This is a genomic window from Staphylococcus sp. FSL W8-0305 (assembly GCF_037966415.1).
Taxonomy (GTDB): domain Bacteria; phylum Bacillota; class Bacilli; order Staphylococcales; family Staphylococcaceae; genus Staphylococcus; species Staphylococcus aureus.
Genome location: NZ_CP150198.1, coordinates 1,011,008 through 1,027,399 on the forward strand (window position 1 = coordinate 1,011,008; position 16,392 = coordinate 1,027,399).

Sequence of the window (16,392 nt, forward strand, 5' to 3'; positions counted from 1 at the left end):
GTTGTATCTATTATAGAAACATTTGTAATAAACCAATTCTTAAATTGACATCAATTCTATTTGATTTGTCACGTCACCATTGAGATTCAAAATTTTTTTCATTTTTTTACAGTGAAAATATAAATTAAGAGTATATTACAAATTGGTTAAATACGCACAGGTGTATAAAACAGGTACTATAATGAGATTAATAATTAATAAATGTTAGGAGTAATAAATAGAATGGCGAAAAAATTTAATTACAAACTACCATCAATGGTTGCATTAACGCTTGTAGGTTCAGCAGTCACTGCACATCAAGTTCAAGCAGCTGAGACGACACAAGATCAAACTACTAATAAAAATGTTTTAGATAGTAATAAAGTTAAAGCAACTACTGAACAAGCAAAAGCTGAGGTAAAAAATCCAACGCAAAACATTTCTGGCACTCAAGTATATCAAGACCCTGCTATTGTCCAACCAAAAGCAGCGAATAAAACAGGCAATGCTCAAGTAAATCAAAAGGTTGATACTACACAAGTAAATGGTGACACTCGTGCGACTCAATCAACTACATCAAATAATGCGAAACCTGTTACAAAGTCAACAAACACAACAGCACCTAAAACGAACAATAATGTTACAAGTGCTGGATATAGTTTAGTTGATGATGAAGATGATAATTCAGAAAATCAAATTAATCCAGAATTAATTAAATCAGCTGCTAAACCTGCTGCTCTTGAAACGCAATATAAAGCCGCAGCACCAAAAGCAACACCTGTTGCACCTAAAGCTAAAACTGAAGCTACACCAAAAGTAACTACTTTTAGTGCTTCAGCACAACCAAGATCAGCCGCTGCAGCACCTAAAACGAGTTTGCCAAAATATAAACCGCAAGTAAACTCATCAATTAATGATTACATTCGTAAAAATAATTTAAAAGCACCTAAGATAGAGGAAGATTATACATCTTACTTCCCTAAATACGCATACCGTAACGGTGTAGGTCGTCCTGAAGGTATCGTTGTTCATGATACAGCTAATGATCGTTCGACGATAAATGGCGAAATTAGTTATATGAAAAACAACTATCAAAACGCATTCGTACATGCATTTGTTGATGGGGATCGTATAATCGAAACAGCACCAACGGATTACTTATCTTGGGGTGTCGGTGCAGTCGGTAACCCTAGATTCATCAATGTTGAAATCGTGCACACACACGATTATGCTTCATTTGCACGTTCAATGAATAACTATGCTGACTATGCAGCTACACAATTACAATATTATGGTTTAAAACCTGATAGTGCTGAATATGATGGAAATGGTACAGTATGGACTCACTACGCTGTAAGTAAATATTTAGGTGGTACGGACCATGCCGATCCACATGGATATTTAAGAAGTCATAATTATAGTTATGATCAACTATATGACTTAATTAATGAAAAATATTTAATAAAAATGGGTAAAGTGGCGCCATGGGGTACGCAATCTACAACTACCCCTACTACACCATCAAAACCATCAACACCGTCGAAACCATCAACACCATCAACTGGTAAATTAACAGTTGCTGCTAATAATGGTGTCGCACAAATCAAACCTACAAATAGTGGTTTATATACTACTGTTTACGACAAAACTGGTAAAGCAACTAATGAAGTTCAAAAAACATTTGCTGTATCTAAAACAGCTACATTAGGTAATCAAAAATTCTATCTTGTTCAAGATTACAATTCTGGTAATAAATTTGGTTGGGTTAAAGAAGGCGATGTGGTTTACAACACAGCTAAATCACCTGTAAATGTAAATCAATCATATTCAATCAAACCTGGTACGAAACTTTATACAGTACCTTGGGGTACATCTAAACAAGTTGCTGGTAGCGTGTCTGGTTCTGGAAACCAAACATTTAAGGCTTCAAAGCAACAACAAATTGATAAATCAATTTATTTATATGGCTCTGTGAATGGTAAATCTGGTTGGGTAAGTAAAGCATATTTAGTTGATACTGCTAAACCTACGCCTACACCAACACCTAAGCCATCAACACCTACAACAAATAATAAATTAACAGTTTCATCATTAAACGGTGTTGCTCAAATTAATGCTAAAAACAATGGCTTATTCACTACAGTTTATGACAAAACTGGTAAGCCAACGAAAGAAGTTCAAAAAACATTTGCTGTAACAAAAGAAGCAAGTCTAGGTGGAAACAAATTCTACTTAGTTAAAGATTACAATAGTCCAACTTTAATTGGTTGGGTTAAACAAGGTGACGTTATTTATAACAATGCAAAATCACCTGTAAATGTAATGCAAACTTATACAGTAAAACCAGGCACTAAATTATATTCAGTACCTTGGGGTACTTATAAACAAGAAGCTGGTGCGGTATCTGGTACAGGTAACCAAACTTTTAAAGCGACTAAGCAACAACAAATTGATAAATCTATCTATTTATATGGAACTGTAAATGGTAAATCTGGTTGGATAAGTAAAGCATATTTAGCTGTACCTGCTGCACCTAAAAAAGCTGTAGCACAACCAAAAACTGCTGTAAAAGCTTATGCTGTTACTAAACCTCAAACGACTCAAACAGTTAGCAAAATTGCTCAAGTTAAACCAAACAACACTGGTATTCGTGCTTCTGTTTATGAAAAAACAGCGAAAAACGGTGCAAAATATGCGGATCGTACATTCTATGTAACAAAAGAACGTGCACATGGTAATGAAACATACGTATTATTAAATAATACAAGTCATAATATTCCATTAGGTTGGTTCAATGTAAAAGACTTAAATGTTCAAAACTTAGGCAAAGAAGTTAAAACGACTCAAAAATATACTGTTAACAGATCAAATAACGGCTTATCAATGGTTCCTTGGGGTACTAAAAACCAAGTCATTTTAACAGGCAATAACATTGCTCAAGGTACATTTAATGCAACGAAACAAGTATCTGTAGGCAAAGATGTTTATTTATACGGTACTATTAATAACCGCACTGGTTGGGTAAATTCAAAAGATTTAACTGCACCAACTGCTGTTAAACCAACTACATCAGCTGCCAAAGATTATAACTACACTTATGTAATTAAAAATGGTAATGGTTATTACTATGTAACACCAAATTCTGATACAGCTAAATACTCATTAAAAGCATTTAATGAGCAACCATTCGCAGTTGTTAAAGAACAAGTCATTAATGGACAAACTTGGTACTATGGTAAATTATCTAACGGTAAATTAGCATGGATTAAATCAACTGATTTAGCTAAAGAATTAATTAAGTATAATCAAATAGGTATGACATTAAACCAAGTTGCTCAAATACAAGCTGGTTTACAATATAAACCACAAGTACAACGTGTACCAGGTAAGTGGACAGATGCTAACTTTAATGATGTTAAGCATGCAATGGATACGAAGCGTTTAGCTCAAGATCCAGCATTAAAATATCAATTCTTACGCTTAGACCAACCACAAAATATTTCTATTGATAAAATTAATCAATTCTTAAAAGGTAAAGGTGTATTAGAAAACCAAGGTGCTGCATTTAACAAAGCTGCTCAAATGTATGGCATTAATGAAGTTTATCTTATCTCACATGCCCTATTAGAAACGGGTAACGGTACTTCTCAATTAGCAAAAGGTGCAGATGTAGTGAACAACAAAGTTGTAACTAACTCTAACACGAAATACCATAACGTATTTGGTATTGCTGCATATGATAACGATCCTTTACGTGAAGGTATTAAATATGCTAAACAAGCTGGTTGGGACACAGTATCAAAAGCAATCGTTGGTGGTGCTAAATTCATCGGCAACTCATATGTTAAAGCTGGTCAAAATACGCTTTACAAAATGAGATGGAATCCTGCACATCCAGGAACACACCAATATGCTACAGATGTAGATTGGGCTAACATCAATGCTAAAATCATCAAAGGCTACTATGATAAAATTGGCGAAGTCGGCAAATACTTCGACATCCCACAATATAAATAAGCAACATGAACATAGGATCAAAAGTCATCCCCCCACTATCAATCATGGGGGATGACCTTTGATCCCTTTTTTATACATACACAAGCAAAAATAGCGGTGATTGTTTACCATCAATTTTAACAATCACCGCTACTTTTGCTTGTAATTCATGATTCAATTTTTGTTGTGTGCACAATGACACTAAATTATGTGTTTGCTATTGCCGTGTTACAACGATATGCGTCGTTGATTTAACTTATCAAGTAATTGATTTAAATTGTCTAATTCGACTTCCGATAAACATTGACATCTTGCTTCAATCAATTCGCAACGTGCATTATTTATTTGTGAAATTAATGTACGTGCTTGATCAGTCAAAATTAATTCTTTACATCTTAAATCTTCGCTAGATTGTTGACTTGTGATGTACCCTTTCAAAACTAATTTCTTAATCCACCTTGAAACTATAGATTGTTCCCTACTAATCTTCATCGTCAAATCATACTGTGATAAGCGATCGTAATTAAATAAAATACGGAGAAGTTCTAGCTGTTCAGATGTGATATCCGTGCGTTGTCCAAATCTTCTATTCACTAAGTTTAAGTCATTGTTAGTCAGTGTAATAAGTTTTTCAAGTTGTTTATACATGTTGTTCTACTCCACTACATATTATTTATAATATTATATGCTTTTTTTATAATTTTTACAATACTATTCGACACAATAGACAAATTTGTTGCATAACTAATACAAAATATAATAAATTAGTAAGAGTCTTATGGACATAAAGGAGATAAAATATGACTTCATTAAAAGAGAGAGATTATTTTTTTGACAACGCAAGAGCAATTTTAATATTATTAGTCGTATTTGGACATATGTTACAACCCTACACTAGTGGCGATAAATATTTATCAGCATTATACCTAGTTATTTATAGTTTCCATATGCCAACATTTTTGTTTATATCTGGTTATTTCGCGAAAAATATTGATAAACCATACTATTTAGAAAAAATTTCAAAACGCTTGATAGTACCTTATATGATATTTTTTGCATTCTTTTCAATATATTATTTCTTAACAGGTAAAAGTGACGAATTACAACTTGATCCTTTTAACCCAGTATTTGCGTTATGGTTTTTGATCACGCTATTTTTCTTTCATGTCATTTTAGTAATAGTTAGAAGATTTAATCCATATAAAGTGCTATCAGTTTCAATTATTATATCTATTGGAGCAGGTTTTTCAGATAACATCGATAGCTACTTAAGCATTTCAAGGACAATCGTATTTTTCCCAATATTTTACCTAGGCTACATTTTCACCAAAAAACATACGGCTATTTTTAAAAATAAAAAACTAATACCAGTATCTATCATTACGTTTATTTTATTTTTTATCATTTACGTGATTCATCCTATCAATGCAGATTGGTTATTAGGAAGTTCACCATATACTTCACTTGAAAATGAAGGACAGAGTGTATTCAGTCCTTTTAAACGACTTATATTATATGGAATTATATTAATCGCAATGACTGCGTTTCTAAATTTAATGTCAACAAAGAAAAAATTATATACTTATATTGGCAGTCGTACGCTATACGTATATTTATTACATGGTTTAATTATTGGCATTGTTAGAGGATTTGAATGGTACCCATTCGATAATCCTATATCATTAATGACGTATCTTTATTTAATAAGTATATCTGTAATCATCGTATATGTATTATCTACAAACTTTGTTTGTAAATGGACAAATCCAATAATTAATTTACAAAGACCATCACAGTTTAAAGACTCATAATTATATAATGTCTAAGTACATTAACTGTAACCACTTCATTCATTTTGAAAAGTAGTTACTACAGTGTATTTAGACATTTTTCATTTTTCAAATAAAGCTTAAGTAATTTACCCTTTTTTGCTTTAAAAGTATGTTATGATATTATTAATTTCTAAATTTTTAGACAATATTTGATTTATATTTGAGGTGTCACGATGAAACTTTCTTTAAACTCTAATTCTAAATTTTTAAGAGCACCAAGTATTCGCCAATTTTCAAATCGTATGAATAATTTGGATGATTGTGTTAATTTAACTATTGGCCAACCAGACTTCCCTATGCCTGATGTTGTGAAAAAGGCATATATAGATGCTATTAACAATGACAAGACATCTTACTCTCACAATAAAGGCTTATTAGAAACTCGCGAAGCTATTAGTCAATACTTCAAAAATCGTTATCATTTTTCCTATGATCCTGAAGAAATTATTGTGACAAATGGAGCAAGTGAAGCAATAGACACAACGTTACGTTCTATCATAGAGCCTGGAGATGAAATTATAATACCGGGACCAATTTATGCAGGCTACATACCACTCATCGAAGTACTAGGTGGTAAACCAATTTATATTGATACAACAGCAACACAATTCAAAATTACACCTGATGCGTTAGAAAGTCATATTTCTCCAAAGACAAAAGCTGTCTTGTTAAATTATCCGACTAATCCAACTGGCGTAGTTTTAAAAAGAAATGAAGTTTTAAATATCGTAAATGTATTAAAAAAATATCCGATATTTATTATTAGCGATGAGATTTATGCTGAAAATACATTTAGTGGTAAACATGTATCCTTCGCTGAATTTGAAGACATTCGTGATCAATTAATATTAATTGGTGGTTTAAGTAAATCACACTCAGCAACAGGAATAAGAATTGGTTTTCTATTAGGACCTCAATATTTGATTGATAAATTAACATTTATGCACGCCTATAATTGTATTTGTGCCAATGTTCCAGCTCAAATAGCATGTATAACAGCACTTAACGAAGGATTAGAAGCTCCTAAATATATGAATGAAGCTTATGTAGAACGAAGAAATTATTTAGTATCTGAATTAACTAAATTAGGTTTTGAGATTACCGCTCAACCTGAAGGCGCGTTTTATATTTTCCCAAATATTAAGCATATCACCGATGACGATTTCGAATTTTGTGTCGATTTACTTGAATCAACACATTTAGCAATCGTTCCAGGCTCATCCTTTACAGAATTCGGTAAAGGATTTGTGAGGATTTCCTATGCTTATGAAATGGATGTTTTAAAAGAAGGTATGAAGAGACTTGCTAAATATTTAAATACTAAATAAAAATGATATGTTGAACTGGACGTCGTGAACGAAATTCATAGTACGTTCAGTTTTTTATATTCTATATGTTTTAAATAATACTCTAAAGAGACTGTAAATACTACCGAGTTATATTCCTCTCCTTTAAACACCTCACTCAAAATGATTCTATCAAAAGCTTTTAATATGCTAACTGATAATTGTTCTTCGAAACTTAAGCACTCAAATAATATATCAGCATTCATATTAATCTACCTTTGACCAAACAATTATTATTCAAACGTTACTATTTATTATTATAAACAAATACTTTCTCTTCGCTCTCAATTCCTTTCTTATTTATTCTTTTAGATAAATGCAAACAATTGACGACCTTACCAATTTAACACAATCGAATAAAGTATAATACAATTCAATTTTAATTCTCTTAATGTTTTTGTAAACTCTAATCTTTACAGAAACTTTTTAATTTATTTATATATTCTTATTGACTTAAAAATTTTTAGTGTTATATTTAACTTGTAAATAAATTTTTTGGAGGTTTTTAGATGAAAGGTAAATTTTTAAAAGTTAGTTCTTTATTCGTTGCAACTTTGACAACAGCGACACTTGTGAGTTCTCCAGCAGCAAATGCGTTATCTTCAAAAGCTATGGACAATCATCCACAACAAACGCAGACAGACAAACAGCAAACACCTAAGATTCAAAAAGGCGGTAACCTTAAACCATTAGAACAACGTGAACGCGCTAATGTTATATTACCAAATAACGATCGTCACCAAATCACAGATACAACGAATGGTCATTATGCACCTGTTACTTATATTCAAGTTGAAGCACCTACTGGTACATTTATTGCTTCTGGTGTAGTTGTAGGTAAAGATACACTTTTAACAAATAAACACGTCGTAGATGCTACGCACGGTGATCCTCATGCTTTAAAAGCATTCCCTTCTGCAATTAACCAAGACAATTATCCTAATGGTGGTTTCACTGCTGAACAAATCACTAAATATTCAGGCGAAGGTGATTTAGCAATCGTTAAATTCTCCCCTAATGAGCAAAACAAACATATTGGCGAAGTAGTTAAACCAGCAACAATGAGTAATAATGCTGAAACACAAGTTAACCAAAATATTACTGTAACAGGATATCCTGGTGATAAACCTGTCGCAACAATGTGGGAAAGTAAAGGAAAAATAACGTACTTAAAAGGTGAAGCAATGCAATATGATTTAAGTACAACTGGTGGTAACTCAGGTTCACCTGTATTTAATGAAAAAAATGAAGTCATTGGCATTCATTGGGGTGGCGTTCCAAATCAATTTAACGGTGCAGTATTTATTAATGAAAATGTACGCAACTTCTTAAAACAAAATATTGAAGATATCAATTTCGCAAATGATGACCACCCTAACAACCCTGATAATCCAGACAATCCAAATAATCCGGACAATCCTAACAACCCTGATAACCCTAACAACCCTGATAATCCAGACAATCCTAATAATCCTGATAACCCTAACAACCCGGACAATCCAAATAACCCTGACCAACCTAACAACCCAAATAACCCGGACAATGGCGATAACAATAATTCAGACAACCCTGACGCTGCATAAACTTCATCTTAATTTGGATTTAGTATATAGAAGCAAAAACTTAACAACGCAAAATATTTTGACTTAAATGGAGGGTATTATATGAATAGTTCATGTAAAACTAGAGTATTCAATATTATAAGCATCATAATGGTTTCAATGCTTATTTTATCACTAGGCGCATTTGCTAATAACAATAAAGCCAAAGCCGATTCACACTCTAAACAGCTAGAAATTAATGTTAAGAGTGACAAAGTACCTCAAAAAGTAAAAGATCTAGCACAACAACAATTTGCTGGTTATGCTAAAGCATTAGATAAACAAAGTAATGCAAAAACTGGTAAATACGAACTTGGTGAAGCATTTAAAATTTATAAATTTAATGGCGAAGAAGATAATAGTTACTATTATCCAGTTATAAAAGACGGTAAAATTGTTTATACTTTAACACTTAGCCCTAAAAATAAAGATGATTTAAACAAATCAAAAGAAGACATGAATTACAGTGTTAAAATTTCAAACTTCATCGCTAAAGATTTAGACCAAATTAAAGATAAAAATTCAAATATCACTGTTCTTACTGATGAAAAAGGATTTTATTTTGAAGAAGATGGCAAAGTTAGATTAGTAAAAGCTACGCCACTAGCTAATAACATCAAAGAAAAAGAAAGTGCTAAAACAGTTTCACCACAATTAAAGCAAGAGCTAAAAACTACAGTAACACCTACAAAAGTTGAAGAAAACGAAGCGATACAAGAAGATCAAGTTCAATATGAAAACACACTAAAAAACTTCAAAATTAGAGAACAACAATTCGATAACTCATGGTGTGCAGGATTCAGTATGGCAGCGTTATTAAATGCAACTAAAAATACAGACACTTATAATGCACATGATATTATGCGTACATTATACCCTGAAGTAAGTGAGCAAGACCTTCCTAATTGTGCAACATTCCCTAATCAAATGATTGAATACGGTAAATCACAAGGTAGAGATATTCATTATCAAGAAGGCGTACCATCATATAATCAAGTTGATCAACTTACAAAAGATAATGTGGGTATTATGATTCTTGCACAAAGTGTATCTCAAAATCCTAATGACCCACATTTAGGACATGCCCTAGCAGTTGTTGCTAATGCTAAAATTAATGACCAAGAAAAACTTATTTACTGGAATCCTTGGGATACAGAATTATCAATCCAAGATGCAGATTCAAGCCTATTACATTTATCATTCAATCGTGATTATAACTGGTATGGTTCAATGATAGGTTACTAAAAAGTAATATAGATATTGATTAAAGGCAGGTAAAACTATGTATCAACTACAATTTATAAATTTAGTTTACGACACAACCAAACTCACACATCTAGAACAAACCAATATCAATTTATTCATTGGTAATTGGAGTAATCATCAATTACAAAAATCAATTTGTATACGTCATGGCGATGATACAAGTCACAATCAATATCATATTCTTTTTATAGATACGGCACATCAACGCATTAAATTTTCATCTTTTGATAATGAAGAAATCATTTATATTCTTGATTATGATGATACACAGCATATCCTCATGCAAACGTCATCCAAACAAGGTATTGGCACTTCGCGACCAATTGTTTATGAGCGCTTAGTATAACTAATTTAAATGATTTCACTTCATAAAGCGGGTTGGCGAGAATTCAATTTCTCACCAGCTCGTTTTTTCATTGTAATAATCTTTAACATTTATTCTTTCTCTATTAATTTTTCTCAAACTAACTTATCTTTATGATAATTAATAAAAATGCCCTTTTAAATACTTATAAAATAAAAAAGCCACCCATCGTCGCTAATAAACGACGCAAGTGACTTAATATCATATTCAAAATAACTTATGGGAATTTAGGGAATTGATCGAAGTCAGGATCACGTTTTTCTTTAAACGCATCACGGCCTTCTTTCGCTTCATCTGTTGTGTAATAAAGCAATGTTGCATCCCCAGCCATTTGTTGTAAACCAGCTAAACCATCTGTGTCAGCATTCATAGCTGCTTTAAGGAATCGTAAAGCAGTTGGTGAGTGTTTCATAATCTCTTTACACCATTGCACAGTTTCATCTTCAACTTTTTCCAAAGGTACCACTGTATTTACTAGGCCCATATCTAAAGCTTCTTGTGCATTGTATTGACGACATAAGTACCAGATTTCACGTGCTTTCTTATGTCCAACGATACGTGCTAAATATCCTGAACCATAACCCGCATCAAATGAACCTACTTTAGGACCAGTTTGTCCAAAAATAGCATTATCAGCAGCAATCGTTAAGTCACAAACAACATTTAGTACATTACCGCCACCTACAGCATAACCTTTTACCATCGCGATAACTGGTTTTGGAATAATACGAATTAAACGCTGTAAATCTAATACATTTAAGCGAGGGATTTGGTCTTCACCTACATAACCACCATGTCCACGTTTCTTCTGGTCACCACCAGAACAGAATGCTAAATCACCTTCCCCAGTTAATACGATAACTGAAACGTTTTGATCATCACGTGCACGTGAAAATGCGTCAATCATTTCAGCAACTGTTTTAGGTGTAAACGCATTGCGTACTTCAGGGCGATTTATTGTTACCTTAGCAATCCCTTCGTAAAATTCATATTTGATTTCATCATATTCTCTAAGTGTTTCCCATTGTCTGTTAGTCATTTTGCTCCTCCTTTAAAAATCCTAATATCATTGTATCAAATTCATCACTATCTTCCACATGAATTGTATGACCTGTAGCAGAAATTAATTTACATTTACTATTAGGAATTAAATTTGCCATTTTTTTCGCAATCTGTACAAATTTTTCATCATATTCTCCAGCTAATATTAATGTTGGTACTTTAATTTCTATCAGGCGCGGCCATAAGTTTGGCATTTGACCTGTACCATAATCTCTTAATGCTTTGGCCATTTTCTGTGGCGATTGAGACAATCGTTGTTGTCTTATTTGATGTTGTATTTCAACTGGTAATTCTAGTTGCGATTGAAATAATGGCAACTTTTCCCAATCATTAACAAATAATTCAATACCTGCTATGTCTAATACTTTAGCACGCGCTTCATCAACAAGGCGACGTTCCAATTGATTTGCTTCTTCTTTAATACCTGGTGACGTACTTTCTAATATCAAATTAGATATAGGGATATGACCATTAATTGCATAATATAATGCAACACGCCCACCCATTGAATATCCAAACAATGTTATTGATTTATCTTTATATTTATCTAAAATTCGGTCTAACAACGTCGTAATATAATCAAAATTCCACGTTTCATCCATTGAAGACTGATCTTCGCCATGTCCTGGTAAGTCTATAGTGATGACATGATAGTTATCAGTAAATTTATCGATGTGATTATGATAAGTACGACTGTCGCTAAGAAATCCATGCAGAAATACTAAAACTTGATTGGTCTCAACGTTTGCTTCATAGTAATTATAATGTGTCATGAATCATTTCACTCAATTTCTGATATAAAATTTGATGCTGTTTAAAGTTATCTTCGCGATTCGTTATCAATTCATAAATCGTCGAAGTTTCAGATAACAATGTGGCATTTTTAAATTCTGAAACATTGTTAAAACGTTTAAAATCGAATTGATATAACTTAGCTGTATACTCGAAATCCAATCCCGTCGGTGTGCCAAACAACCGTTCAAAATAGTCGGTTGCACTTTCTTTTTGTGGTAAATATGAAAAAATACCGCCACCATCGTTGTTCAATAATACAATATTCATCTGAATATTATTTAATTTTGACATTAATAGTCCATTCATATCATGATAAAATGACAAATCACCTATCAATAATGTAACTCGTTTATGGACAGCCATACCAAGTGCAGTTGATACGATACCATCAATACCATTTGCACCACGATTCGCATAGACATCTATATTTTTATTCAATAACAAGTTATCTACATCTCTGATTGGCATACTATTACTAATAAATAATGCATCTTTTTCAGATGTTTTCTTAATCAATTCACCAACGAATGCACTCTCATCTGTAGCTTGTTCCAAATAACATTTAATTTCTTTACGCCCTTTTTTCTCTATGCGTTGCCATTTTTCTAACCAACTTACTCGATTAACTGTCGTGTCTTCCATTAATGACCTAAAGAAATCATTCGCAGAAATCTCATATGAAATATCTGGTGCTATTGGAAAGACATCAATCTTATCATTGTTTTGCACTAATATTTGAAATGCATCAGTTTTCTTTAACCATTGATTCAATTTTTTAGAAATCACTGGTTTCCCAACACGAATTACGAAATCCACTTTTAAGTCTAAGCCGCTTCTAAACAGCAAATCATATGTACAGATAACATTCGGATGATCAAATTTTCTTAAATGACTTAAAGGATCAGCTAAAATAGGCAAATCATATATCGTTGAATACGTCAGTATTTGATCAACTTCTTGATGCTGCATATCTCCTACAATAATTAAACCTTTTTTCTTATTTAAAATGTGTCTTAATGCCGATGCATCTATACTTTTTTGATAGTGCGGTAAAATCTTCATCTCAGAAGTTAACAATTCTGTTGCATTCAAATCAGGTGTTAACGGATCTCTAAATGGCAAGTTAAAATGAATCGGCCCTTTATGTGGTCCATATAAATATTGACTAGCAATTTGCATTTGATAATAAATTGCATCAATGGTCTCTTTACTATCATCCGCAATCGGCATATCGAACTCATAACTTACATAATTATTAAACATATTTACTTGATTAATCGCTTGTGGTGCGCCTACACTTCTTAATTCATGCGGACGGTCACTTGTTAAAACGATTAATGGAATTCTACTAATTTGGCTTTCAGCAATTGCTGGCGTATAATTCGCTGCTGCTGTACCTGACGTACATAATATAGCGACAGGGCTTTCACTGCCTTTAATTAACCCCACTGCAAAAAACGCTGCACTTCGCTCATCGGGGTGTATCCATGTTTTAATATTTGGATGTGCTTCAAATGCAAGTGCAAGTGGCGTTGAGCGTGATCCCGGACTGATAACTACTTCCCTTACGCCGTACGCATATAACTCAGATGCAAATGTAAAAACTTGCTTCGTTAAAGCTGCTTTATGATTTCCCATTCATATCGACTCCTAATGCATTCATCATAGGTGTGAACTTAAGGTTCGTTTCTGCCAATTCACTATCTGGATCAGAATCTTTAACAATGCCACACCCAGCAAATAAAGTTGCTTGTGCTTTCTTAATAAGCATTGAACGAATTGCAACAATAAATTCACAATCATCATATATATCTATATAGCCAACCGGCGCACCATATAATCCTCGTGTACCAAATTCTTTCTGTTCAATAAAATCCATCGCAAATTCTTTTGGATAGCCACCTAAAGCAGGTGTTGGATGTAAATTATCAATTAAACTAATATACGAATCATCCTTCAGTGGCGCCTTTATTTCAGTGTACAAGTGATATAAATGATCATTTTTTAGAATTTTAGGCGTCTTATCATAATGTAATTCAGTGATATAAGGTTTAATATCATGTAAAATACTGTCAACAACAAATCGATGTTCGATTAAGTTTTTATTATCTTTTAAAAATGCTTCAACATTTTTTGTATCTTCGTCCTCATCTTGTGAACGTTTAATTGTACCTGCTACAGCTTTAGTCGATAGTATTTTATTATTGACCTTTATTAATTGTTCAGGTGTCTGTGAAAAGAATATAGAATCTTGTGATTCTAACAAGAATATATAACTGTTTTTTTCTTTAGAATATGCTTGCTTTAGAATATATGGAATACTGATATCTTTATCGAACTTTATTAACCGTCTACGTGCTAGTACAATTTTTTCTTCATTATTAATAGATTCTATTGCTTCTACTACAAGTTGACGCCAGTCATCTTTATAAATATCTTCATTTCTAGTAATTTCCCCAATTTGCTCGTCCACATCTATATCCGATATATTGTTGAACAAATCCGTTAAATCGTTCAATGCCTCAACAGTAAAACATTCCCTTTTAACTGTATAAGTTAAAAATGTCCCATTATTATCTGTTGAAATTAAAACTTCAGGTAATACAAAATGATTTAGTCCAAACTCTCGCCATTCATCATCTGATTTATGACTTGAAAATTGGAACCCTCCAACAACTCGAAGATGATGTTTCTCAGATTGCGGATGTATAAATGTGATGTTATGTTTTAATTTTTCCCAGTCTTTAAAAATAGATTGTTTATTTTTAGAATTATTTTTGAATAATTGAATTGCTTTGTAGCCAAAATATGACGTTCGATTATCATTCAAACGCATATAAAAGCGATCTCCTGCCTCATTGTCAGTGAGATGAAATAATGTGCTCGGGTCTAGTGACTGTGATAATTTCACTTCAACTGAAACCCATTCCTTTGAGCTGTCATATATCTCTTTGACAATATCGTCCTCTAATACGCCCGTAGCCATCCATTTCACTTCTTTCTTCGTCTTTTTTCACTCATTATTATATTGTATCATTTTTGGATAATTGTGTTACAAGAATTGCTTAAACTTATCTTGCAATTTTTCACGTCAATTGACCTTTATGCTACTTTCTATTAAAATATCTTTGTTATAAAAAATATGATTTAAAGAGGTTTTGTATTCAATGAGTAATCAATATCAGCAATATTCTACAGTTAAGAAATATTGGCATTTAATGCGTCCTCATACATTAACTGCTTCCGTAGTACCCGTTTTAGTTGGTACAGCAGCATCTAAAATATATTTTCTTGGTAGCGAAGATCATATTAAAATCAGCCTATTCATTGCCATGTTACTAGCATGCTTACTTATTCAAGCAGCAACTAATATGTTTAACGAATACTATGATTATAAAAAAGGCCTTGATGATCATGAATCTGTAGGCATTGGTGGTGCAATTGTACGCAACGGTATGAGCCCAGAGCTTGTGCTACGATTAGCCATTGCATTTTACATCTTAGCAGCGATATTAGGTTTGTTTTTAGCTGCTAACTCTTCATTTTGGTTATTACCAGTTGGATTAGTATGTATGGCTGTTGGTTACCTATATACAGGTGGCCCTTTCCCTATTTCATGGACGCCTTTCGGTGAATTATTCTCAGGCGTATTTATGGGTATGTTTATTATCGTTATTGCATTCTTTATTCAAACTGGCAATATTCAAAGCTATGTAATTTGGTTAAGTGTACCTATAGTAATCACTATCGGTTTAATTAATATGGCCAACAATATTCGCGACCGTGTCAAAGATAAAGCAAGTGGTCGTAAAACTTTACCCATTCTATTAGGTAAAAATGCTTCTTTAACATTTATGGCAATCATGTACTTTATCGCTTATGCATTTATTGTACTTACGATCATTATTAAACCTGGCGGCTCATTATTTTACTTACTTGCGTTGTTATCATTCCCAATGCCTGTTAAAGTTATCAGACGTTTCAAGAAGAATGATACACCGCCTACAATGATGCCAGCAATGGCTGCTGCTGGTAAAACAAATACATTTTTCGGTTTATTATATGCACTAGGTATTTATATTAGTGCATTATTTGCAGGCATTTAATATAAGATGATTCTACTCGGCAATCGACTTACATCGAACTGTCGA

The 16,392-nt window shown here is 32.7% G+C and carries 14 protein-coding genes; 7 read left to right on the forward strand and 7 right to left on the reverse strand.

Features of this window, described 5'->3' with window-relative positions; genetic code table 11:
• Positions 1-222: 222 nt before the first annotated feature.
• Positions 223-3,996 carry a bifunctional autolysin gene (gene atl / locus NST10_RS05015; RefSeq protein ID WP_001074519.1) on the forward strand — a complete coding sequence of 1,258 codons (3,774 nt, stop codon included), beginning with the start codon at positions 223-225 and terminating at the stop codon, positions 3,994-3,996.
• Between the two features lie 70 nt (positions 3,997-4,066).
• Here the strand turns inward: atl and NST10_RS05020 are convergent, their stop codons facing one another.
• Together NST10_RS05020 and NST10_RS05025 are read right to left on the reverse strand one after the other, a co-directional pair.
• Positions 4,067-4,177, reverse strand: coding sequence for a hypothetical protein (locus NST10_RS05020; protein WP_001788579.1), 111 nt, complete (start codon positions 4,175-4,177; stop codon positions 4,067-4,069).
• A gap of 26 nt (positions 4,178-4,203) precedes the next feature.
• The gene (locus tag NST10_RS05025) at positions 4,204-4,623 is read right to left on the reverse strand and encodes a MarR family transcriptional regulator (protein ID WP_000278015.1); all 420 of its coding nucleotides are present in this window, start codon (positions 4,621-4,623) and stop codon (positions 4,204-4,206) included.
• Positions 4,624-4,775: 152 nt separating this feature from the next.
• Between NST10_RS05025 and NST10_RS05030 the strand changes: the two genes are divergently transcribed.
• The 5 genes from NST10_RS05030 (at position 4,776) to sspC (ending at position 10,366) form a co-directional block, all read left to right on the forward strand.
• Positions 4,776-5,786, forward strand: coding sequence for an acyltransferase family protein (locus NST10_RS05030; RefSeq protein WP_000202434.1), 1,011 nt, complete (start codon positions 4,776-4,778; stop codon positions 5,784-5,786).
• A 194-nt stretch (positions 5,787-5,980) separates the two neighbouring features.
• Positions 5,981-7,135 carry an aminotransferase class I/II-fold pyridoxal phosphate-dependent enzyme gene (locus NST10_RS05035; RefSeq protein ID WP_000777562.1) on the forward strand — a complete coding sequence of 385 codons (1,155 nt, stop codon included), beginning with the start codon at positions 5,981-5,983 and terminating at the stop codon, positions 7,133-7,135.
• A 527-nt stretch (positions 7,136-7,662) separates the two neighbouring features.
• A complete protein-coding gene (sspA, locus tag NST10_RS05040) occupies positions 7,663-8,736 on the forward strand; it encodes a Glu-specific serine endopeptidase SspA (protein ID WP_000676568.1) in 1,074 nt (357 codons plus the stop codon).
• An 81-nt stretch (positions 8,737-8,817) separates the two neighbouring features.
• Complete coding sequence (gene sspB / locus NST10_RS05045; protein ID WP_001088791.1) at positions 8,818-9,999, forward strand: cysteine protease staphopain B; 1,182 nt, start codon at positions 8,818-8,820, stop codon at positions 9,997-9,999.
• Positions 10,000-10,036: 37 nt separating this feature from the next.
• On the forward strand, positions 10,037-10,366 hold the full coding sequence (gene sspC / locus NST10_RS05050) for a staphostatin B (RefSeq protein WP_000284455.1): 330 nt from the start codon (positions 10,037-10,039) through the stop codon (positions 10,364-10,366).
• A gap of 235 nt (positions 10,367-10,601) precedes the next feature.
• Here sspC and menB read toward each other — a convergent pair whose 3' ends face one another.
• Genes menB through NST10_RS05075 form a run of 5 tightly spaced genes read right to left on the reverse strand, consistent with a single transcriptional unit; the run spans position 10,602 to position 15,258 of the window.
• Positions 10,602-11,423, reverse strand: a complete 822-nt coding sequence (gene menB, locus NST10_RS05055; protein ID WP_000184947.1) for a 1,4-dihydroxy-2-naphthoyl-CoA synthase — start codon at positions 11,421-11,423, stop codon at positions 10,602-10,604.
• Positions 11,416-12,219, reverse strand: coding sequence for a 2-succinyl-6-hydroxy-2,4-cyclohexadiene-1-carboxylate synthase (gene menH / locus NST10_RS05060; protein WP_000150205.1), 804 nt, complete (start codon positions 12,217-12,219; stop codon positions 11,416-11,418). Before menH ends, menB begins: the two co-directional genes overlap by 8 nt.
• Positions 12,206-13,879: a 2-succinyl-5-enolpyruvyl-6-hydroxy-3-cyclohexene-1-carboxylic-acid synthase gene (gene menD / locus NST10_RS05065; RefSeq protein WP_339211701.1), complete on the reverse strand. Its 1,674-nt coding sequence runs from the start codon at positions 13,877-13,879 to the stop codon at positions 12,206-12,208. The genes menH and menD overlap by 14 nt, the downstream gene beginning before the upstream one ends.
• Positions 13,866-15,200: an isochorismate synthase MenF gene (locus tag NST10_RS05070; protein ID WP_223200502.1), complete on the reverse strand. Its 1,335-nt coding sequence runs from the start codon at positions 15,198-15,200 to the stop codon at positions 13,866-13,868. Before NST10_RS05070 ends, menD begins: the two co-directional genes overlap by 14 nt.
• The gene (locus NST10_RS05075; RefSeq protein ID WP_072357920.1) at positions 15,181-15,258 is read right to left on the reverse strand and encodes a hypothetical protein; all 78 of its coding nucleotides are present in this window, start codon (positions 15,256-15,258) and stop codon (positions 15,181-15,183) included. Before NST10_RS05075 ends, NST10_RS05070 begins: the two co-directional genes overlap by 20 nt.
• A 150-nt stretch (positions 15,259-15,408) precedes the next feature.
• Between NST10_RS05075 and NST10_RS05080 the strand changes: the two genes are divergently transcribed.
• A complete protein-coding gene (locus tag NST10_RS05080) occupies positions 15,409-16,347 on the forward strand; it encodes a 1,4-dihydroxy-2-naphthoate polyprenyltransferase (protein WP_000070966.1) in 939 nt (312 codons plus the stop codon).
• Positions 16,348-16,392: the final 45 nt, after the last annotated feature.